21 protein-coding genes are annotated in these 20,676 nt (G+C 64.3%); 14 read left to right on the forward strand and 7 right to left on the reverse strand.

The window, feature by feature from the left end; all coding sequences use genetic code 11:
- The 3 genes from KIT10_03170 to KIT10_03180 all read left to right on the forward strand — a co-directional run bounded on the left by KIT10_03170 (position 1) and on the right by KIT10_03180 (position 4,304).
- Positions 1-1,866: a monovalent cation:proton antiporter-2 (CPA2) family protein gene (locus tag KIT10_03170; GenBank protein ID MCW5898247.1), complete on the forward strand. Its 1,866-nt coding sequence runs from the start codon at positions 1-3 to the stop codon at positions 1,864-1,866.
- On the forward strand, positions 1,863-2,465 hold the full coding sequence (locus tag KIT10_03175) for a DUF998 domain-containing protein (protein MCW5898248.1): 603 nt from the start codon (positions 1,863-1,865) through the stop codon (positions 2,463-2,465). The genes KIT10_03170 and KIT10_03175 overlap by 4 nt, the downstream gene beginning before the upstream one ends.
- 63 nt (positions 2,466-2,528) lie before the next feature.
- Positions 2,529-4,304, forward strand: coding sequence for an SLC13 family permease (locus KIT10_03180; protein MCW5898249.1), 1,776 nt, complete (start codon positions 2,529-2,531; stop codon positions 4,302-4,304).
- A gap of 4 nt (positions 4,305-4,308) precedes the next feature.
- Here KIT10_03180 and KIT10_03185 read toward each other — a convergent pair whose 3' ends face one another.
- Entirely contained in the window at positions 4,309-5,946 is a 1,638-nt protein-coding gene (locus KIT10_03185) for a serine hydrolase (GenBank protein MCW5898250.1), read from the reverse strand.
- Between the two features lie 351 nt (positions 5,947-6,297).
- Between KIT10_03185 and KIT10_03190 the strand changes: the two genes are divergently transcribed.
- From KIT10_03190 to KIT10_03205, 4 genes are all read left to right on the forward strand, one after another.
- Positions 6,298-7,122 (forward strand): DUF2490 domain-containing protein, encoded by an 825-nt coding sequence (locus tag KIT10_03190; GenBank protein MCW5898251.1) that lies wholly within the window; start codon positions 6,298-6,300, stop codon positions 7,120-7,122.
- Position 7,123: 1 nt separating this feature from the next.
- Positions 7,124-7,999, forward strand: a complete 876-nt coding sequence (locus tag KIT10_03195; GenBank protein ID MCW5898252.1) for a hypothetical protein — start codon at positions 7,124-7,126, stop codon at positions 7,997-7,999.
- 112 nt (positions 8,000-8,111) lie between these two features.
- Positions 8,112-9,164, forward strand: coding sequence for a T9SS type A sorting domain-containing protein (locus tag KIT10_03200; protein ID MCW5898253.1), 1,053 nt, complete (start codon positions 8,112-8,114; stop codon positions 9,162-9,164).
- 89 nt (positions 9,165-9,253) lie between these two features.
- Positions 9,254-9,814, forward strand: a complete 561-nt coding sequence (locus KIT10_03205; protein MCW5898254.1) for an NAD(P)H-dependent oxidoreductase — start codon at positions 9,254-9,256, stop codon at positions 9,812-9,814.
- 5 nt (positions 9,815-9,819) lie between these two features.
- Here KIT10_03205 and KIT10_03210 read toward each other — a convergent pair whose 3' ends face one another.
- Both KIT10_03210 and glmM read right to left on the reverse strand, forming a co-directional pair.
- A complete protein-coding gene (locus KIT10_03210; protein ID MCW5898255.1) occupies positions 9,820-10,965 on the reverse strand; it encodes a cysteine desulfurase in 1,146 nt (381 codons plus the stop codon).
- Positions 10,966-10,984: 19 nt separating this feature from the next.
- Positions 10,985-12,391 carry a phosphoglucosamine mutase gene (glmM, locus tag KIT10_03215; GenBank protein ID MCW5898256.1) on the reverse strand — a complete coding sequence of 469 codons (1,407 nt, stop codon included), beginning with the start codon at positions 12,389-12,391 and terminating at the stop codon, positions 10,985-10,987.
- Between the two features lie 182 nt (positions 12,392-12,573).
- Here glmM and KIT10_03220 point away from each other — a divergent pair, with 182 nt between their 5' ends.
- From KIT10_03220 to KIT10_03240, 5 genes are read left to right on the forward strand one after another with little or no spacing between them, the layout of a single operon-like run.
- Complete coding sequence (locus KIT10_03220; GenBank protein MCW5898257.1) at positions 12,574-13,983, forward strand: tetratricopeptide repeat protein; 1,410 nt, start codon at positions 12,574-12,576, stop codon at positions 13,981-13,983.
- Positions 13,980-14,786, forward strand: a complete 807-nt coding sequence (locus KIT10_03225; GenBank protein MCW5898258.1) for a phosphosulfolactate synthase — start codon at positions 13,980-13,982, stop codon at positions 14,784-14,786. Before KIT10_03220 ends, KIT10_03225 begins: the two co-directional genes overlap by 4 nt.
- Before the next feature lie 8 nt (positions 14,787-14,794).
- Positions 14,795-15,136: a rhodanese-like domain-containing protein gene (locus KIT10_03230; protein MCW5898259.1), complete on the forward strand. Its 342-nt coding sequence runs from the start codon at positions 14,795-14,797 to the stop codon at positions 15,134-15,136.
- On the forward strand, positions 15,136-16,104 hold the full coding sequence (locus tag KIT10_03235) for a DUF368 domain-containing protein (protein MCW5898260.1): 969 nt from the start codon (positions 15,136-15,138) through the stop codon (positions 16,102-16,104). The genes KIT10_03230 and KIT10_03235 overlap by 1 nt, the downstream gene beginning before the upstream one ends.
- Positions 16,101-16,832, forward strand: coding sequence for a shikimate dehydrogenase (locus KIT10_03240; protein MCW5898261.1), 732 nt, complete (start codon positions 16,101-16,103; stop codon positions 16,830-16,832). The genes KIT10_03235 and KIT10_03240 overlap by 4 nt, the downstream gene beginning before the upstream one ends.
- 5 nt (positions 16,833-16,837) lie before the next feature.
- Here the strand turns inward: KIT10_03240 and KIT10_03245 are convergent, their stop codons facing one another.
- Together KIT10_03245 and KIT10_03250 are read right to left on the reverse strand one after the other, a co-directional pair.
- Positions 16,838-17,089 (reverse strand): hypothetical protein, encoded by a 252-nt coding sequence (locus KIT10_03245; protein MCW5898262.1) that lies wholly within the window; start codon positions 17,087-17,089, stop codon positions 16,838-16,840.
- Between the two features lie 2 nt (positions 17,090-17,091).
- Positions 17,092-17,250, reverse strand: coding sequence for a hypothetical protein (locus KIT10_03250; GenBank protein ID MCW5898263.1), 159 nt, complete (start codon positions 17,248-17,250; stop codon positions 17,092-17,094).
- 116 nt (positions 17,251-17,366) lie between these two features.
- Between KIT10_03250 and KIT10_03255 the strand changes: the two genes are divergently transcribed.
- Complete coding sequence (locus tag KIT10_03255; GenBank protein MCW5898264.1) at positions 17,367-18,239, forward strand: LytTR family transcriptional regulator; 873 nt, start codon at positions 17,367-17,369, stop codon at positions 18,237-18,239.
- A 116-nt stretch (positions 18,240-18,355) separates the two neighbouring features.
- Positions 18,356-18,991 carry a hypothetical protein gene (locus KIT10_03260; protein MCW5898265.1) on the forward strand — a complete coding sequence of 212 codons (636 nt, stop codon included), beginning with the start codon at positions 18,356-18,358 and terminating at the stop codon, positions 18,989-18,991.
- A 20-nt stretch (positions 18,992-19,011) separates the two neighbouring features.
- Here the strand turns inward: KIT10_03260 and KIT10_03265 are convergent, their stop codons facing one another.
- A complete protein-coding gene (locus KIT10_03265; protein ID MCW5898266.1) occupies positions 19,012-19,326 on the reverse strand; it encodes an HPF/RaiA family ribosome-associated protein in 315 nt (104 codons plus the stop codon).
- 94 nt (positions 19,327-19,420) lie between these two features.
- Complete coding sequence (locus tag KIT10_03270; GenBank protein MCW5898267.1) at positions 19,421-20,575, reverse strand: host attachment protein; 1,155 nt, start codon at positions 20,573-20,575, stop codon at positions 19,421-19,423.
- Positions 20,576-20,676 lie beyond the last annotated feature (101 nt).

Raw genomic sequence — 20,676 nt, forward strand, 5'->3', positions numbered from 1 at the left:
ATGGCCAACTTCCTCGCCGATGCCGTGGTCTACCTCGCCGCCGCCGTGGTGTGCGTGCCCATCGCCAAGCGGCTGGGTATGGGCAGCGTGCTGGGCTACCTGCTGGCGGGCATCGCCATTGGCCCATACGCATTGGGCTTCATCGGCGAGGAGGGCAAGGACATCATGCACTTCGCGGAGTTCGGGGTGGTGATGATGCTCTTCCTCGTGGGTCTTGAGCTGGAACCCGCCGCCTTCTGGCGCATGCGCAAGCAGGTGCTGGGCATGGGATCGCTGCAAGTGGGCCTCACCGCAGGTCTGGTCGCGGGTATCGCACTTTTGATGGGCTTCACCTGGCAGGCGGGCCTGGCCGTGGGGCTGGCGCTGGCCATGAGTTCCACCGCCATCGCCCTGCAAAGTCTGAAGGAGAAGAACCTGATGCACACCTCCGCCGGGAAGAACAGCTTCGCCGTGCTGCTCTTCCAGGACATCGCCGTGATCCCCATCCTGGCCTTGTTGCCGCTGATGGCCATGGGCGCGGCGGATGCCACCGGCGAGCACCACTGGATCGATACGCTGCCCGGCTGGCAGCACACGCTGGTGGTGCTCGGGGCCGTGGCCGGTGTGGTGGCCGCAGGCCGTTATGTGGTGGTGCCCCTGTTGCGCATGATCGCCCGCACCCGGCTGCGGGAACTCTTCGTGGCCTCCTCGCTGCTGCTGGTGGTGGGCATCGCGTTGCTGATGGACGTGGTGGGACTGAGCCCCGCGCTGGGCACCTTTCTCGCCGGGGTGGTGCTGGCCAACAGCGAGTACAAGCACGAACTGGAAAGCGACCTCGACCCCTTCAAAGGCCTGCTGCTCGGTCTCTTCTTCATGGCCGTGGGCGCATCCATCAACTTCGAGCTCATCACCACACGTCCCGGCTTCATCATCGCCCTCACACTTGGCATCATGGTGCTGAAGACCGGCGTCCTGATCGGCATCGGCCGCAGGGCCCGCATGGCCTTCGACCAGCGGCTGATCCTCGGCACCGGCCTCGGACAAGTGGGCGAGTTCGCCTTCGTGCTGCTGGCCTTCATCGCCCAGCTGCGCATCCTCGATGCCACGTGGACCGACACCTTCATGGCCGTGACCGCGCTGAGCATGACCATGACCCCGCTGCTGATGCTGGCGAACGAGAAATTGGTCCTCCCCCGTTTCGGCACGCTGGAACAGGAGGAGAAGGAAGCCGATGAAGTGGACGTGAAGAACAGGGTGATCATCGCCGGCTTCGGGCACTTTGGCAGCACGCTGGGCCGCCTGCTGCGCGCCAACGGCGTGGAGAGCACCGTGCTGGACAACGACAGCGACCAGGTGGACCTGCTGCGCAAGCTCGGCTTCAAGGTCTTCTATGGCGATGCCACCCGGCACGAACTGCTGGAGGCCGCAGGGGCACGCGAAGCCGAACTGTTGGTCTGCGCCATCGCACCCGAGACCGCGCCCACCCTGGTGGAAGTGGTCCACAAACACTACCCCCACCTCAAGCTCTATGTGCGGAGCCGCAACCGCAACGACGCGTACGACCTGATGGACCAGGGCGTGCTGCACGTCTACCGCGAAACATTGGACACCTCCATCCGCATGGGGGTGGACGTGCTGCGTGACCTGGGATTCCGCGCCCACAGCGCCACCCGGGCCGGGCAGGACTTCCGCCGCTACGACATCGCCGCGCTGAAAAAGCTCGCCGCGCTGCGCCACGACAAAGGCGCTTATGTGGCCGGGGCCCGTGAGAGCATCGCCGAACAAGAGGAACTCATCCGGGGCGATGCGGCCCATGATCCATCCCATGCCGAACATGCGTGGAACAGCGAGGAGATGCGGCAGGCGGTGAACCGTTCCACGTCATGAAAAAGCTGCGCGCCGCTCGGTTCCTGGCCCTCGGCACCGTGCTGTACGGGGCCCTGTTCTACACCATCGGCGCCGCGATCAAGCCAGGCTATTCCAGCGTGTCCCAGTTCATCAGCGAGTTGAATGCCACGGGTACCGCGCATGCCGAGGCCTTGGGACTTTTCGGGTTCCTGCCGGTCGGAACGTTGTTCGCCGCCTTCTTGTGGCTGGCCACGCCGGTGGCAGCGGTGGAAGGAAGCAGCCGTGTGGGCTGGTGGCTGCTGTGGTCGCATCCTGTGGCTTTCATCTCGGTCTTCCTCGCGCCCTGCGATGCAGGCTGCCCGGAGACCGGATCGACCTCCCAGAGCATTCACAACGCGCTCGGCCTCCTCACCTATTTCGCCGGTGCGGCAGGCCTCTTCCTGGTGGCTTCAGCACCAGTGTTGCGTGGCTCGGGCGCACGCAGCTTGCTTCGCTTCACGGGCATCGCCTTCGTGGTGCTCTTCGTGGTGATGCTGATGCCGGAGGTGGCTGACGTGCGCGGCCTGCTGCAGCGTGTCGCGGATGCACTGCTGGGTGCAGCGGTGCTGGTGCTGGCGTGGCGGGTGGTGGAAAGGTGACAGCCCCACGGGACCAATAGGTCCAGCCGCTTTCGCGAACCCGACTCGGTACCTTGCCGCTCCATGATCACGCCCGACCAGCACATCGTCTTCGGCACGCTCACCGCCGTGCTGATCCTCTTCGTTTGGGGCCGTGTGCGGCACGATCTGGTGGCGTTGCTGGCCCTCTTCGCCTTGGTGGTGCTGGGCATCGTGGACGCGGGCGAGGCCTTCGCGGGCTTCGGCCATCCCGCCGTGATCACCGTGGGCGCCGTGCTGGTGATCGGCAAGGCCCTGGAGTTCTCCGGCCTCATCGACCTGCTGGGCCGCCTGGTGACGAAAGTGGGTGATGGGCTGGTGGTGCAACTGGCGACACTATGCGTGGTCACCGGTGTGGCCTCGGCCTTCATGAACAACGTGGGGGCCCTGGCCATCCTCATGCCTGTGGCCATCCACCTGGCGCGCAGCAGCGGCCACCCCGTCTCCTACTACCTCATGCCGCTGGCCTTCGCCTCGCTGCTCGGTGGCATGACCACCTTGATCGGCACCCCGCCCAACATCATCATCGCCGAGTTCCGCGCGGCCGAGACCGGCAGTCCATTCAGCATGTTCGACTTCGCACCGGTGGGTGGTGTCATTCTCGGTGCAGGGCTGCTGTTCACCGTGCTGCTGGGATGGCGATTGCTGCCCAAACGCGAGGCGGCCGACGATGGCACCGGTCTGTTCTCGGTGGATGACTACATCACGGAGGTGGCAGTGATACAGGATGCCAAGGTGGTGGGGACCACACTTCGCGAGATGCTTGAGAACACCAAGGCCGACGTCTCGCTGCTGGGACTCATCCGCGATGGTGAACGCCTGCACGCCCCTCCCCGTTACCTGGCCGTGCGCAGTGGCGACATCCTCATCCTGGAGACCGACCCCGAAGAATTGAAGACCTTCATTGCGGATACAGGCACCCGGCTCATCGGCGACGAAGGGCTGGACCTCCGCGGCAAGGGTGGGCACCGCGTGGCCATTATGGAAGCCGTGGTGATGGCCGACAGTCCGTTGTTCGGAAGGACGGCGAGCGCGTTGCGGCTGCGCAACCGATACGGCATCAACCTTTTGGCGCTGGCCCGCAAGGACCAACGCATCCTGCGCCGCATGGACCACGTGGAGTTCCGCGCCGGCGATGTGTTGTTGCTGCAGGGCTACGAGGAGAACCTGGCCGACATCGTCGCCTCGCTGGGTTGCCTTGCGCTGGCCACACGCGAATTGCGCATCGGCTACAAGCGCAAGATCCCTCTGGCCTTGGGCATCTTCGGCCTGAGCATCGCCGCGGTGGTGGCGGGACTTCTGCCCGTGCAGGTGGCCTTCGCCATGGGCGCTGTGGCCATGGTGCTCAGCAACGTGCTGCCACTGAAGCGCATCTACACCAGCATCGACTGGCCGGTGATCGTGCTGCTGGGTGCCATGATACCGGTGGGACAAGCCTTGGAGACCACCGGTGCGGCCGGGCAGGTGGCGGGGGTCATCCAACGTCTCGCGCACGATGTTCCGCCTTGGGCCTTGCTGGCCATCATGCTGGTGGTCACCATGTTCCTGTCGGACATCATCAACAACGCCGCCACCGTGGTGCTCATGGCACCCATCGCCATCGGTGTGGCCAAAGGCGCCGGGCTCGGTGTGGACGCCTTCCTCATGGCCGTGGCCATCGGCGGCTCCAGCGCCTTCCTCACGCCCATCGGCCACCAGAGCAACACCCTGGTGATGGGGCCGGGCGGCTACCGCTTCAGCGACTACTGGCGCATGGGCCTGCCACTGGAGATCCTGATCGTGGCGGTGGGTGTGCCGCTGATCATGTGGGTGTGGGGCTGAGCGGTCACTTCACCCGCGGCCCCGGCATCTCCTGCCCGCCTTGGTGCAGCACAAGGCTTTCCGCGCGGCCGTCCGCTCCAGGGTTGAACACGATGCGCGCGTCCACCACCTTCAGGAAGAACTCCAGCGGACTCTTCGCATAGGCCTCGAAGCGCGGCTGACCGGTGGCCTGTACGAAGAGCTGCGTGCCCTCGCGGGTGATGCTCATGATGAAGCCCGGCGCCAGCTCGTAGTCGCCCAGCAGCCCATCGAGCTGCTGCTCGGTGACGGCCACTTCCTTGGGGGCCTCCGGCAAGGGCTTGTTGGTGCGCGTCCATTCCGTATCACCGAACACCCGGTCGTGCATGGTGAGTCCGGTGACCCTGCCCTTGCGATCGCGGCGGAAGGTCATGCTGGTGAGCGAGCCCTCGAAGGCGAAACGGTCTTTGGCGAACGGCACCAGCGTGAAGGTGCCCCCACCCTTGCGCTGACTGATGAGCTTGCCATCCACCACGCGCAGGTAGCGCTCCCCTTGGCTGTCGTCCACATAGACACCTTCCAGGGCGGCCAGAGTCCTCGCGTGCACCGCGATGGGTATCACCGTGTACGGTTTGCCGATGGCCGTGGCCGCGAGCTTGGCGCAGAGGTCAGGCGCCAAATTGCTCTCCCGGTTGGTGAGCACCGCCACAAAGAGCGCCTCCTGCGGCAGGTACAGCGCGTGGGTGACGAAGCCGTTGATGCCGCCGCCGTGCTCCACGCTGGGCACGCCCTGGACGTTCGCGATCGACCAGCCATGGCCGTAGCGCGTATCCTTCCCATTGGGCAGCTTGGCGGAGGTGTGGGCGCGCTTGAGCGTCTCCGGCTTGATGAGCTTTCCGGCATACAGCGCACGGGTCCAGGTATGCAGGTCGTCCACATTGCTGAAGAGTGAACCGCCCGCATAAGGCCAGGACAGGCTCAGGTACGCCGCGTTCTGGAAGCCCTTCCCATCGGGGCTGTATCCGCTCACCCGGCCGGGGACGATGGCCTCATCGCTGCCGTAGCGGCTGTGCTTCATGCCCAGTGGCTTGAAGAATTCCTGATCCACGAATTCCGCGTAGCTCCGGCCCGTGACCCGCTCGATGAGGATGCCCAGCAGTACATAGCCCGAGTTGTTGTAACGCCACCCGGTGCCCGGCTCGAAGTCGAAGGGCTGGTCCTGGAAGAAGGCCATGATCTCCCCGGGCTTGACGTCCTTCCTCTGTACCACTCGATCGAACTCCTTCATGTCCGTATAGCTCTTGATGCCCGAGGTGTGGTTGAGCAGCATTTCCACCGTGACACGCTTTCCTTGTGCGTTGTACTCCGGGATGTGCTTCGTGATGTCGTCATCGAGCTTCACCTTGCCCTGCTCCACCAGTTGCAGAGCGGCGACTGCGGTGAACTGCTTGGTGATGGAGCCGATGCGGAAGACGAACTCCGGCGCCATGCCCACTTCCTGTTCCATGTTCGCCATGCCACGTGCCGCCCGGTAGATCACCTCATCGCCACGCGCGATCAGAACGGCCACACCGGGTTCGTGGGGCTCGAGGGCACCGAGCAAAAGATGATCGAATGAGGCTATATCCTGCGCAGGGAGCAGGGGAGCGAACAAGAGAAGACAGGAAGCGAGCAGCAGTCTCATGATGTGCCTTGGAGTTTTCGTTGGTCCGAAGTTCGTTCGATCGGACGCTTGGAACGAGGTTGCGGTTACAGCCTTCCGCATCCCCTCTTCCGCAGATGCCACCCTCTTCTGCCGAGCGCATGTACCCTGACCATCCACAGTGGGTGTTGCGGAAAAGCGGGCGCACCATGATGCGATGTTCCGTCATTGTCGTGGGGGGTCAGGATGCGGACACCAGGGGTGACAAGCGACCACCGGACGATGCTCGGTAATTTCGCCCCGCGGATGATGGAGTCGACGGACGGGAACAACTGCGGCGCGGGGCCTGGCGAAACATGGTCCTGCCGGATCTACAGGCGTCATCGATCGTCGATGCGCGTATCGCTGCGCTCCACCTGTTGCTGGCCCATCATCGCAGTGGCCGTGCCCTTCCTGGCCAAAGCCCAGAGCAGCAAGGTGGTCTACCCCACACAGACCTTCTGGAGCAAGGTGGAGATCAACGACTTCGGCGAGACCGGGAAATGGGGTTACGGTGTGGACGGCATCATTCGCCGCAAGAACGAGTTCGGGGAAGGGAGCATCTTCATGAGCCCCATGCGCGAGAGCATCAGACCTTGGGCGCACTACCAATTCAGCCCGTACGCGCGGTTCAGCCTGAGCCCCCTGGGCTATATGAACACCACCGAGTACGTGGCCAAGCCCGAGGATACCCTGCGCGCGCCCTACCACGAATTGCGCACCACCTTCCAGTTCTTCCACCACCAGAAGGTGGCCAAGGGCCGCGTGATGCACACCTGGCGCTACCGTTACGAACTGCGCTGGCAGGAGCAGCCCGGGCGCGACGAGTACCGATACACGAACCGCTTCCGGTTCCGCTACCGCATCCGCTACCTGCTCAACAGCGACGATTTCTACGCGGACAAGACCATGTACCTGATGGCCTCCAACGAGATCGGCATCAACATCGGGCGCAACGTGGTGTACAACACGTTCAACCAGAACCGGCTTTACCTCGGCGTGGGCATGCGCTTCCTCACCGCCGCACGCGTGGAACTACGTTATGTGGACCGCTTCCGCACGCGGGGCGCCACCGGCTACGAGTTCGACCTGGACCGGGGACTGATGGTCTGTGTCTACGTGGACCAATTGCGTCTGCTCGGCTCCAAGGACATACCCCAGGTGAGATTCTACGATTGACATGAAAAGGTCCGGCATACCCATCATCCTGCTCGTCATGGTGCTGACCGCCTTGTGGGTGGCGCTGGAAAGCAGGGTACGGTGGAAAGAGCTGGCCCGGCAGCAGGAGACACGCACTGAGCGCCTGTTGGAGCGTGTGGAGGCGGATGCGAGCTTCATTGACGGGGACCATGCCGAGGCCATGCGCCGCTATGAGGCCATCGCCGCCATCACGGGCGACACTTCCATCCTGGCGCAGCGCCGCGCTTTCCTTACCGAATGGCGGTTGCGTGGTGAGGAGGACCCCGCAGCCGCGCGTGCCCGGCTGGAAGCGAGGCTCACGCGCGCCGAACAGTTGCTGGCGCAGTACCAGGCCATGGAAGGCGATCTGCGCCGTGGACAGGAGCGCTTGAAAGTGGAGGAAAGGCAGCTGCGCGAAGTGTTCGGTTCCAGGATGGAACAGCGCACGGAGGAACTCAAGGAGGCGATGCGGACCATGGAGGCGGCAAGCGCACAACGCAGGCTCCAGTTCGCTTCCGCCAAGAACGGCGAACAGGTGATCTACGTGGGCGAGGTGGACCGCGAGATGGCCAATGGCCAGGGTTTCGGGCTCTGGAGGTCCGGCAGCCATTACGAGGGCCAATGGCGCGACAACATGCGGCACGGCAAGGGCGTGTTCCATTGGCCCGATGGCGAACGCTACGAGGGCGACTTCGCCGACGACAGGCGCACCGGAACAGGCGTGTACCATTGGAAGAACGGGCAGCGCTGGGAGGGCCCGTGGCTGGAGGATATGCGCCATGGTCCGGGTGTGCTGTATGAAGCCAATGGCAAGGTGCGTGTGAAAGGCGTTTGGGAGAAGGACAAGCTGGTCTCCTCCGAAAAGAACGGCCGCTGATCACGTCCCTGGGACAACGGTCCACCCTGCCATCGACCGTTCATCACATCGGCTGTCACATCCCACCGTGTTGATGCGTCATAGCAACGGACCACAAGAACCGACGACGACCATGAGAACACTTTCGACCCTGACCGCGATGACGACCGCCGGCCTGCTCGCCGCACAATGCGTCTTTACCCCCACCATCAGCCCGCTATCGCCGATCCTCTGCCCTGGCGAGGTGGTGGAATTGAGCACCCAGAGCTACGACGCCTACCAGTGGTACCGCGATGGCCAACCGCTGCCGGGTGCCACCCAACAAACGCTTCAGGTGGACTATTTCAACTACGCCGGCAGCAGTGTTTCGGTAGAAGCCACCCTCGACGGCTGTACCGAGATGAGCGCCTCCAACCTGGTGGACGGCTGGGTCTTCCTGCCGCCCTTCGTGATGCACGGTGGCGATGAGCCCATCTTCTTCGGGCCATCCGGGGAATCCACCTACTGCTGGGGCGCCGATGTGCAGCTCACCCTCGGCATGCCCTACACGGCGAACATCCAGTGGTACATGGACGGTGTGTCCATCGACGGTGCCAACAGCCCCACGCTGGTGGTCACCGTGCCCGGCAGCTATACCGTGACCGCCGCTCCCGGCATTTGCCCGAATTCGATCACCAACCTCGGAGTCAGCATCGACATCGATTTCATACCACCCACGCAGCCTGTGATCGTGGCCGACGATGAACTGTTGTGCGCCATGCCACCCGGGCAATTCCACCAGTGGTACCACAACGGTTCCCCGGTGATCAGTGACGGACTCGCCTGCATCAACGCCGACGTGCCCGGCATGTGGACCGTGTATGTGGACTATGGCTTCGGCTGCCAGGTGATGAGTGAGCCCTATCTGAGCGTGGGCTATGGTAGCATTGGTGCCATGCGGCCCTGGAACCTCTACCCGAATCCGAGCAACGGCATCGTGACGGTGGCTTGGAACGGCGCCGTGGTACCGGGCACCTATTGGAGCGTGACCGACCTCAGCGGCCGAGAAGTGCGCAGCGGCTTCATGCCCATGAACAGCATGCTCCAACTTGAACTGGGTGATCTGGCGCACGGCACCTACCTCTTCCAGGCGGCGCATCACCACAAGGCGCTGGGCCACGCTTCGCGCTTCACCATCATGCATTGACCGGCAGGATCCGCATCCCGGCGCGCCGGGTGGTCAGGACCGAAGGAGCGGGCGCACCCCGCTCTTTTCGTTCCCGGTAACTTCGCGCCATGGGCCACATCGCCATCCTTTCCGCCAGTGTCCGCAACGGCCGCGCCAGCCACCGGGTGGCGCTCTACCTCCAGCGGCGCATCGCGGAGCACGCACACCACACCGCCGACCTCATCGACCTTCGCGAACATGACTTCCCCATCTTCCACGAGCGGCTGAAGTTCATGGATGACCCAGCACCCGACGTGGTGGCTTTCGCGGACAGGGTGCGACAGGCCGATGGGGTGATCATCGTGACGCCGGAATACAACGGAGGCATGCCGGCGGCGCTGAAGAACGTGGTGGACCTGCTCACCCAGGACTGGCGCGGCAAGCCCATCGCCTTGGCGCCCGTGTCCGATGGGGCCTTCGGTGGCACCCAGGTGGTGACACAGCTCCTGTTCAATCTGTGGAAGATCCGCGCGTGGGTGGTGCCCGGCGCCATGCAGGTGCCCACGGTGAAGGACCAGTTCCAGGAGGACGGCACGCCGGAGGACGACAAGGCCTGGGCGCGCCGCAGTGATGCGTTGCTGGAAGGTCTGACGTGGGCCATGGAGGCCACGGCGCGCATGAAGGCCTGAGTGCTTCAGGCCACCACCAGGTGGAAGATGCGCTTGAGCACCTCCACCGTGCGGTCGATCTCGGCCAGGGTATTGTAGCGGCTGAAGGAGAAGCGGATGTTGGCCCCCGGAGCATCGGGCGCGATGGCCGCGAGCACGTGGCTGCCCTTGTTGCTGCCGCTGCTACAGGCGCTGCCCCCACTGCACGCGATGCCTTCGATATCCAGATTGTAGAGCAGCATCTCGGCTTTGCCATCATCCGGGAAACGAACGCTCAGCACCGTGTACAGGCTGTTCTCCGAAGTGTCGCCATTGAAGACCACGCCGGGGATCTCCTCGGAAAGGCGGGCCATCATGCGGTCCTTCAAGCCTTGGATATGCGCATGGTGGGCTTCCAGATCGTGATAGGCGATCTCCATGGCCTTGGCCAGGCCCACGATGCCCGCCAGATTCTCCGTGCCACCCCGCATGTTCCGCTCCTGCGCACCGCCGTGGATCAATGGCTTGATGCCGATGCCGGCACGGGTGTACAGGAATCCAACCCCTTTGGGACCATGGAACTTGTGCGCTGAGGCGGCAAGCATGTCCACCGGCAACGTCCGCAGGTCCAAGCGGTAGTGCGCCATGGTCTGCACCGTGTCGCTGTGGAAGATGGCACCGTTCGCACGGCACAGGTGGCCCAAGGCCTCCAGGTCGATGCGTGTGCCGATCTCGTTGTTGGCGTGCATCAACGACACGAGCGTGACCGCACCCGACCCCTCGCGCAGCAACTGCTCCAAGTGGCCCATGTCCACTGCGCCACGGGCATCGATGCGTACCATGCGCGTAGCCACTTTGCCCTTGTCACCGAGCTCCGCCACGGTGTGCTCCACGGCGTGGTGCTCGATGGGTGATGAGATGATGCGCTGCACGCCCAGATCGCGCACCGCGCAGCGCAGCGCCATGTTGTCCGCCTCGGTGCCCCCGCTGGTGAAGACGATCTCGCCGGGCGAGCAGTTGAGCAGACCGGCCACGGTGCGGCGCGCCTTTTCAATGGCCGCGCGCGTGATCCGCCCATGGCCATGGATGGACGAGGGATTGCCGTAATGCTCGGTGAGCCAGGGCACCATGGCCTCGAAGACCTCCGGGGCCACGCGCGTGGTGGCGGCATTGTCCAGATAGATGCGTTCCATCGCTCGCTGCGGCGCGAAGTTACCGCGCCGGTTCCGGGATGCCGGCCTCCGCCGCCAGTTCGGCCATGATCGATCGCGCGAGCGCATCGGCAGCGTCGGACGTGGGTGCTTCGGCATAGATGCGCACAATGGGCTCGGTGTTGCTGCGGCGCAGGTGCACCCAGGTGTCACCGAACTCGATGCGCAGGCCGTCCACCGTGCTGTGCGGCATGTCCGCATGGCGGTGGCGCACCCGTTCCAGAAGCCCGTCCACGTCCATGCCGGCACGCAACGCGATCTTGTTCTTGCTGATGTGGTAGTCCGGATAGCCGCGCCTCAATGCGGAACAGGTCCCACCACGCCGAGCGAGCAGGGTGAGGAAGAGCGCGATGCCCACGAGCGCATCGCGGCCGTAGTGCAGTTCGGCGAGGATCACCCCGCCGTTGCCCTCGCCACCGATCGGTGCTCCTGTCTCCTTCATGGTGCGTACCACGTTCACTTCGCCCACCGCGCTGGCGTGGCGCTTCCTGCCGTGCCGTGCGGCCACATCGTCCAGCGCGCGTGTGCTGCTGAGGTTGCTCACCGTATCGCCGGGACGATGTGCCAGAACATGGTCCGCGCAGGCCACCAGGGTGTACTCCTCGCCGAAGAGGCTGCCATCCTCGCACACCAGGGCCAGTCGGTCCACATCGGGATCCACCACGATGCCGAGTTGTGCCTTGTGCTTCACCACCGCCGCGCGCAGATCGCCCAGATGCTCGGGCAGCGGCTCGGGGTCATGGGGAAAGCGACCGTCGGGCGTGCAATGGATCTTCACCACTTCGCCCACGCCAAGGGCCGTGAGCAAGGCGGGCACGCTTTCCCCGCCCACCGAATTCACACCATCCACCACCACGCGCAGGCCGGCCTGGGCGATGGCCTCGCTGTCCACCAGGTCCAGGGCCAGGATCGCATCGATGTGGCGGCGTGTCCACCCGCTTCGCTCGGTCAGTGTGCCCAAGTCTTCCACCGGCGCGAACACGATCCCATCCGATCCCGCGAGGCGCAACACTTCCGTACCGGTCTCGGCGCTGATGAACTCCCCATGCTCATCCAGCAGCTTCAGGGCGTTCCATTGGGCCGGGTTGTGGCTCGCGGTGAGGATGATACCGCCCTGTGCCTTTTCACCGGTGACGGCCAACTCCACGGTGGGCGTGGCGGCAAGACCCAGGTCGATGACGTCGATGCCCAGACCACGCAAGGTGGCGGTGACCAGGTCGCGCACCATGGGACCGCTGATCCGGGCATCGCGGCCCAGCACCATGCGGGCACGGCCTCCGCCATGCTTCCGCTTCACGATTGTACCGTAGGCCGCGGTGTAGCGCACCACGTCCAGCGGCGTGAGTCCTTCGCCGGGAGATCCACCGATGGTGCCCCGGATGCCGGATATCGAAGTGATGAGTGTCATGGCTTGTGTGGCGCGAAGGTACCCGCGGCCGATGCCCACCGCACATGGGTCGCGCGCATCCTTCCACCGCATGCTGTGGAAGCGGGGATGCACCACACGCTGTTCATAACGACGGACCCTTGGACGCCCACCCTTGGGGATATCCCTAATTTTGCTCGTGCGCCTGCCCGGCGCATCCCTGTATGAACGAAGGTCACCAACCTCTTCCCGACCGCGAGGACCGCATGGATTGCGTGAAGCGGTACGAGAGCATGCTCGATCTGGACCTGCGCTACTTCTTCGATGTGGAGGAGTTCGAGGCCATCATTGAGCACTATCTGGAACAGAACGAGGCACGCAAGGCCTGGTCCGTGCTGGAGTACGCCAAGGCGCAGCATCCGCGCTCGGCGGACCTGATGTATTGCGAAGCCCACGTGCTGATGAACCAGGGCAAGCTGAACCGTGCGCTGGAGGTGCTGGACGCCATAGGCAAGCTGGAGCCCTACGACGAGGATGTGCACCTGCACAAGGCCGGCATCTACAGCCAGTTGCGCAACTACCGCCGCGCCATCGACCACTACAAACGCGCGCTTGAACTGGCCGAGGAGGGACAGGACGACATCCTGCTCGACCTGGCCTTCGAATACGAGAACATCGAATCCTACGACCAGGCCATTGACTGCCTGAAGCGCGCGCTGACGATCAATCCGGAGAACGAGGCGGTGCTGTACGAACTCGCCTACTGCTTCGACCTGGCCGATGCGCATCGCGCCGCGATCGTCTTCTTCCGCGAATTCACCAACGAGCACCCTTACTCCTTCGTGGGCTGGTACAATCTGGGGAACGCGCTCTCGCGCATGGAAAGGCTGGAGGAAAGCAATGAGGCGCTCGATCTCTGCCTCACCATCGAAGAGGGCTTCACCTCGGCGTATTTCAGCAAGGCCCGCAACCTGTTGCTGATGGGCGACTACCCCGCAGCGGTGGACTGCTACCGGGAGACCATCGCGCACGACGGCCCGCAGGCGGTGACCTTCAGTTACATCGGCGAGTGCTTCGAGAAGATGGAGCGCTACGAGCAGGCCCTGATCCACTACGACCAGGCCCTGGCGCTGGACCCCAATTGGACGGACGCCTGGGTGGGCCGTGGCGTGGTGAAGGACATGCAGGGCCGCACCGCGGAGGCCGTGAAGGACCTGGAAGTGGCCGTGCGGTTGAATCCCGAGAACGGTGATGCCTGGTACTTCCTCGCCGGTGCGCTGGCCCGCGCCCGCCGCTACGACGAGTCCCTCGCCGCCTACGCGAGACTCAATGGCCAGGAGCCAGAGAACCTCGATGCCTGGCTGGACCATGCCGATCTGCTGCTGGAAGTGAAGGGCCCTGAGGCCGCGCTGCGAAAAATGCTGGAGGGCGAACAGGTGCACAAACTGAACGCGCGCTACCGCTACAGGCTGGTGAGCTACCTGCTGCGCAGCGGGCTGTTGCAACGCGCCCTCTTGGAACTGGAGGAGGCCCTGATGGCCGACCACGCCGCGCACACCCAATTGCTGGACCACTATCCCGAGGCCGCCGCCGCCCCGCAGGTGACCCACCTGCTGGAACTCTACCGCCGATGAACCACGGCCTCACCCACATTCCCGCACGGACGGAAAAGCCCCGTGAGGAAGGCATCACCATGGTCATGGACAAAGGCCTGTCCATGCGGCAGGCCGAGGACCTGATCGAGGCCAGCGGCGCGTTGACGGACCTGGTGAAGCTCGGCTTCGGCACCTCCATGGTGACGCCGAGATTGAAGGACAAGGTGAAGCTCTACCAGAAGGCCGGTATGCGCGTCTATCTGGGCGGAACGCTCTTCGAAGCCTTCGTGGCGCGCGGGGCCTTCAAGGAATACCGCAAGCTGATCGACAAACTGGGGCTTGACACGGCGGAAGTGAGTGATGGTTCCATCACCATGACGCTGAAAGAGAAGTGCGGCTTCATCTCCAGCCTGGCCAAGCACGTGACCGTGCTGAGCGAAGTGGGCAGCAAGGAGACGGGCATCCTCATCAGCCCCGCGAAATGGGTGCGCATGATGCGTACCGAGCTCGACGCAGGCAGCTGGAAGGTGATCGCCGAGGCGCGTGAGAGCGGCACAGTGGGCATCTACAGGCCCAGCGGTCACGCGCATACCACTTTGGTGAACCGCATCCTGGCGAAGATCCCTGTGAAGGACATCCTGTGGGAGGCGCCGCAAAAAGCGCAGCAGGTGTGGTTCATCAAACAGATCGGCGCCAACGTGAACCTGGGCAACATCGCGCCCGATGAGGTCATCGCCTTGGAGACCCTGCGCCTGGGGCTGCGCGGTGACACCTTCTTCCAGTACCTGCCCGAGGAAGTGGCTGAAAAACTCCGGCAGGTGCCCCCTCAGAACAACGGTTGATCCTGACCATGGGCAGCGCGCTTCTGGGGGATATCCCCTTCATCGATCCCGAAGAGTATGACCGGCGGCGCCAAGCGGGCTGGGAGCACCAGCTCATTGATGTGCGTGAACCCTATGAAGTGGAGATCTGCGGCATGGGCGGACACCACATCCCCATGGGCGAGATCCTGGACCGCCTGCACGAGATCCAGCGCGACATCCCCGTGGTGGTCCACTGCCGGGCCGGCAACCGTTCCATCGCGGTGGTGCAGGCCCTCACCTCGCGCCATGGCTTCGACAATCTCATCGACCTGCGCGGCGGCGTGATGGCCTTCAAGGACCAGGTGGACGGCACCATGAACTGCGACTGATGACACATCCCAGGGAACGCATCAAGTTGTTTCTGAAAGGCATGGCCATGGGCGCGGCCGACACGGTACCCGGCGTATCGGGTGGCACTATCGCCTTCATCTCCGGCATCTACGAGGAATTGATCGACTCGCTTCGCACCATAGGCCCCGGACTCATCGGCGTGCTGCGGCGTGAAGGGATCGCCGCCGCGTGGCGGACCATGAATGGCGGCTTCCTCCTCACACTCGTGGCGGGGATCTTCACCAGCGTGCTTTTGCTCGTGCGGCCCATCACCTGGGCACTGCAACACAAGCCGGTGCTGCTCTGGAGCTTCTTCTTCGGATTGATCGCCGCCAGTGTGTGGCTCTGCGGGAAAATGGTGCGCCGCTGGGGCGTGGGGCCGGTCATCGGACTGCTCATCGGCACCGCCATCGCCGTGGCCATCGGCATGGCGCACGCGGGGCAGGGCCAGGAAAGCCTGTGGTTCTTCTTCCTCGCCGGATCCATCGCCATCTGCGCCATGATCCTGCCGGGCATCAGCGGTTCATTCATCCTGCTCCTGATGGGCGCCTATGCCCCCGTGATGGCCGCGATCAAAGGCTTCGACCTGGGGATCATCGTTGTCTTCGGTGCCGGATGCGTGGCGGGCCTCATGGTCTTCTCTCGCTTCCTCGGCTGGATGTTCAACAAGCACCACGACCTCACCGTGGCTACCCTCACCGGATTCCTGCTGGGGTCCCTCCACATCGTGTGGCCTTGGAAGGAAGTGCTGGAGGTGCGCACCGTGCATGCCGGCAAACCCGATGAACACCTGGCGCCCTTCATCACAGGCAACGTCTGGCCCGGCGACTATACCACCATCACCGATATGGACGTTCTGCTGGGCATCACCGGCAAGGATCCCCATACCGCGATGGCCCTGGTGCTGATGGCCGCGGGCGTGCTGCTGTTGCTGGGGCTCGAACGACTGGGTGCCGGCCGCGCATGAAGGTCTTCGGTCTCATCGGCAAGCCGCTCTCCCACAGCCAAAGCCAGCGCTTGTTCGCGGCTTTTTTCAAGCGCGAAGGCCTCGCCTTCCACCGCTACGATCTCTTCCCTTTGGACGACATCGCCGCGTTCCCGGAACTGTTGCGCGACACGCCGGGCCTCACGGGATTGAACGTGACCATCCCCTACAAGCAGGCGGTGATGCCCCTGCTGGACGCCATCGATCCGCTGGCGGCGGCAGTGGGCGCGGTGAACACGATCACCATCCGCGATGGCCGCACCACGGGCCACAACACCGATGTGGAAGGTTTCCGCGCAACGCTGTCGCCCCTGATCGGTGAAACGCGGCCGCGGGCCCTGGTGCTCGGCTCCGGTGGTGCCAGCCGCGCCGTGGCCTATGTGCTGCGCGAGGCGGGCATCCGCTTCCGCGTGGTGAGCCGCAGCCGCGAACGTGGCGACCTCACCTGGGACCTGCTCGACCCCACGGTGGTGAAGGTCTGCACCCTCATCATCAACACCACGCCGCTGGGCATGGCGCCACAGGTGGACCAAGCGCCTCCCCTGCCCTACGAGGCCATCGGCCCCAAGCATGTGCTGATCGACCTGGTGTACAACCCCGCCGAAACGCTCTTCCTGCGCGAAGGATCCGCACGCGGCGCGCGCACCGCGAACGGCATGCGCATGTTGGAGGCACAGGCCATGGCGGCCTGGAAGCTGTGGCAGCAATAGGCCGATCAACGGTCGCCGAAGAAATGGCCGATATCCAGATGCACGTACTCCGTGAGGACGTCCTGGTTGCGCGCCACTTCGATCCACTCCACGCAGGAGAGACCGAGGCGCATCCACACCTCGCAGAAGAAGCCTTCCATGCGGTAGAGGTGGACCCGATGACCGCCATGCGCGCGCGACCCCAGGTATTCCCCGTCGGCACGCACACATGCCAGCCTTTCCGTGAGGGGAAGGGCCATGAAACGTTTCTCGTCCATGTTCAGCGAAAGGCCCGGATGAGCATCACCGTCAGGCAGATCAGGAAGAGGAAGATGCTGATGCGGTTGATGCCGTGCATGAAGCGCAGGTTGACATTGGCATCGCTCCTCCCGAAGAGCGTGCGCGGATCGAGGTAGTAGAGGACGCGCTTGAGGAACATGGCCATGGGGTCTTTCGCCTGCGGCGGTGAAAGTTAGGACGTGAACACCCCGGCGTAGCTCCGGGTTCGTGGTCACCGACGGCGTGAAGCGCGATCTTCGTCCATCCCTGACCCTCATGCGCGGTTTCCTTGCCCGGCCCTACCAGTTGCAGCGCTCCACGGCCGGCCGGGTGCGATCGGCCCTGCTCTTCGGTCTCTTCGTCGCCGGTTTCCTCTATCTGTTCCGGCCATTCGGCCTGGTCTTTCTGGAAGCCATGTTGCTGCGGATCGCCCTGGGCTATGGCGCCGTGTGCGCGGGTGTGATGCTGCTGTTGAACGTGGCGGTGCCCGGGCTGGTGCCGTCCTGGTTCGAGGAAGAGCGGTGGAACGTGGGGCGCGAATTGGGCTGGACACTGGTGAACGTGGCCTGCATCGGGCTGGCGAACGCGCTGTACACCGTGGGTATCGGGCTGGCGGACCTGTCCCTGCCCACGATCCTGCTCTTCACCGGTTACACGGTGCTGATCGGTGCGTTTCCGGTGAGCGTGTCGATCCTGCTGAACGAAGCCCGCCTCAGCAGGATCTGGCGGAGGCATTCGGAAGAGATCAATGCGGACCTGGCCGGACCGGCGTCGAAGCCTGCCGAAACCGGCCCTGCTGAAGAGATCCGGTTGCCGGCCGAGAACGCCAAGGACGAGCTGCTGCTGGGGGCCGACGACCTGGTCTTCATCCGCTCAGCGGACAACTATGTGGAGGTGCACCACCGCACCGGGGGCCGGCCGCTACGGACCGTGCTGCGCGGCAGCCTGAAGGCGATCGAGGGCGCACTGGCCGGGAAGGAGCATTTCCTGCGCTGCCATAAAAGCCACCTGGTGGATCTGCGCAAGGTGCGGCATGTGAGCGGCAACGCACAAGGTCTGAGGCTTCACTTGGAAGGTACCGATGAGACGATACCGGTATCGCGCCAGCTCACCAGCCTGGTACGCCAGCGGCTTGCCGTTCACCCCTGAACGCCCGCCATTGGCCCCTGGGGCCTTGCCATTGGCCACACGGCTTGTCAGTGGTCCCGGCAGGCTTGCGGAACGATCCACACCAAGGCAGTTTCGCGGCAGCAACACGCAGCACCATGGAAACCGCGGCCAGCCTCCTGCTCATCCTTCACATCACCGCCGGGTCCGCGGCTCTGGCCACCGGCACGCTCGCCATGCTGGCGCGCAAGGGCGGTACCACGCACCGGCGCAGTGGATCGGTCTTTTTCTGGTGCATGGTGGCCGTGGCCACCACCGCATTGATGTTGTCCACCATCCGAGGAAGTGCCTTCCTGTTCCACATCGGGGTATTCTCCCTGTACCAGGCGCATGGGGGCTGGCGCTCCATCCGCAACAAAGCGCTGAAGCCAACCTTCCAGGATGTGGCCATGACGGCGGTGGGCGGCATCAATGGCGGCTGGATGATCGCCACGGGCCATATGGTGCTCATGGTCTTCGGGGCCATCAGCATGTTGCTCGCCTTGCAGGATACGCGCACTTTCTTGAGGTCCGCGCGCGGTGACCAACTGCCCGCGAAGGCCTGGTTGCGACGTCACATCGGCATGATGCTCGGCACCTACATCGCCACGCTCACCGCCTTCCTGCTCACCGCGTTGCGCGAACTGGACCTGGGCGTTATCGCCTGGCTGGGCCCCACCGCCATCGGGGTGCCCTGCATCATCTACGCCACGCGCAAGTTCACAGGGCCACGCACGCGGCCTGTGGAAGCCTGACCATCGGCCCCCGGTGGTAACTACCGGCTCTCGATCCTGCCCAGTTGGTTGGCGATGGCGTTGCGCAGGCGCTCAATGGCGCCGTCCAGGGCCTGTGGCATGGTGGCCGCCTTGTGCGTAACCGCGATGGGCGGCAGGCCATTGAGCCTGGCCTCCATCACGCAGCGCTGGTCGTCCTGCCCGTTCTTGTGCGCGTTCTCGTCGTTGAGGTGCACCTCCACGCGCGTGATGCGGTCCACATGGCGTTCCAACGCACGCTGCACCTTCTCCTCCACTTCCACGATGACGTTGACGTTGCCGTCCACGTGGCCGTCCGAATTGACTTGGATGATCATGCTCCTGGCTTTTTCAGTGTTGTTGCTGGGCCGCTTCAACCATGGTACCACCCGGTGTCCTGGGGTTCGCGTGGCGTCAGCGGCCTTGTTGTACTCAATATCGATAGGTGGCCGCCACGCCCGTTTCCGTCGGCATCACATCCCCCGGCACCACCATCACGTTGCCACCGCGCGCCACCACCAGTTCGCCCAGGTCGTCCAGCAGGTCGTCCACGCGCGGGTCGAGCAGGCTGTCGAAGACCACCTTGCCCGTCACATGGTCCAGGCGGCCGGCGATGGCCTTGTCCGCATCCACCAGTAGCGTGGCCACCCGGCCTGCTGTCGCGGCGGCGGCCACCTCCTGGAGGTCGTCACTGCCCTGGCCTTGGGACTTGGCATCGCCATAGCGGTCCACCAGCCCCTTCACATGGGCATGGTAGCGCGGCTCCACGGCCTCCCATACCAGGCGGCGCAACTTGTCCGGATCGATGCCTGTGGGATCGATGGCCACATGCTCGGTCAGCAACCTGGGGTTGTGGCTCACGCGGCGGAATTCGCCCTGGTGCTCGGGGAGGGCCACCAGCACGAGGCTATGGCCGCTGGGCTTGGTGTGGTGTTCCATGATGGCGCGGTCCACGACCCGGAAGAAACGCTCGGTGTCCTTGTCCACCTCGTCGCTCTTGCCACCGTGCCCGTGTCGCATCTCCCCTCCTCCGCTGCCGCCACGCCCTCCGTAGGAAGCCACGGTCTGGTGCTTTTCCGTACGCTCCTCGCCCAGGGCATCGGTGATGGTCAAAGGCACGCCGGCCGCGGGTTTGCGCTCATCCAGGGCATCGCGGGTGCCTTCGAAGAGCACGATGCGCTCGCGCGTGAGGCCCAGCACATGGAAGCGGTCCACCGTCTGCAACGCGCGGCGGATGGGCTTCAGGTGGAAGGAGTCGGCGGCCACCACCATTTCCGGCACGGCGCGCTGCATGCGCACCACCTGGAAGAAACCCGGCGCGGCGAAGACCGCCAGACCATCGAGGTTGTACTTCCAGAAATTGTTGTCCGCCAGCAAGGCCCTGAAGGGCTTGAGCAGCGTCTCGGTGGCGTCCCCGGGGTATTTCAGCCGCAACGATCCCTCCAGGGCCTTGAGCAGGTTGCCGAAGCGGATGTGGTCCTGCGCGTTGGCGGGATGCGTGCGGTGCGTGGGTTGGTACAGGCTGAGGCAGGGAGCGCGCTGCGCGGCGATCAACTCGGGCAGCACGGCATCATTCAATACGGTCATGTGCATGGATGGATCGGTGGATGGCCAAAGTTAGTTCCGACCTGCCGGGGCCTGTACTGACCAAAGCCAGTTCATACGCCAAGGCCCCGGCCGCCGGGTGT

This window comes from Flavobacteriales bacterium (assembly GCA_026129465.1).
Classification (GTDB): Bacteria; Bacteroidota; Bacteroidia; order Flavobacteriales_F; family PHOS-HE28; genus PHOS-HE28.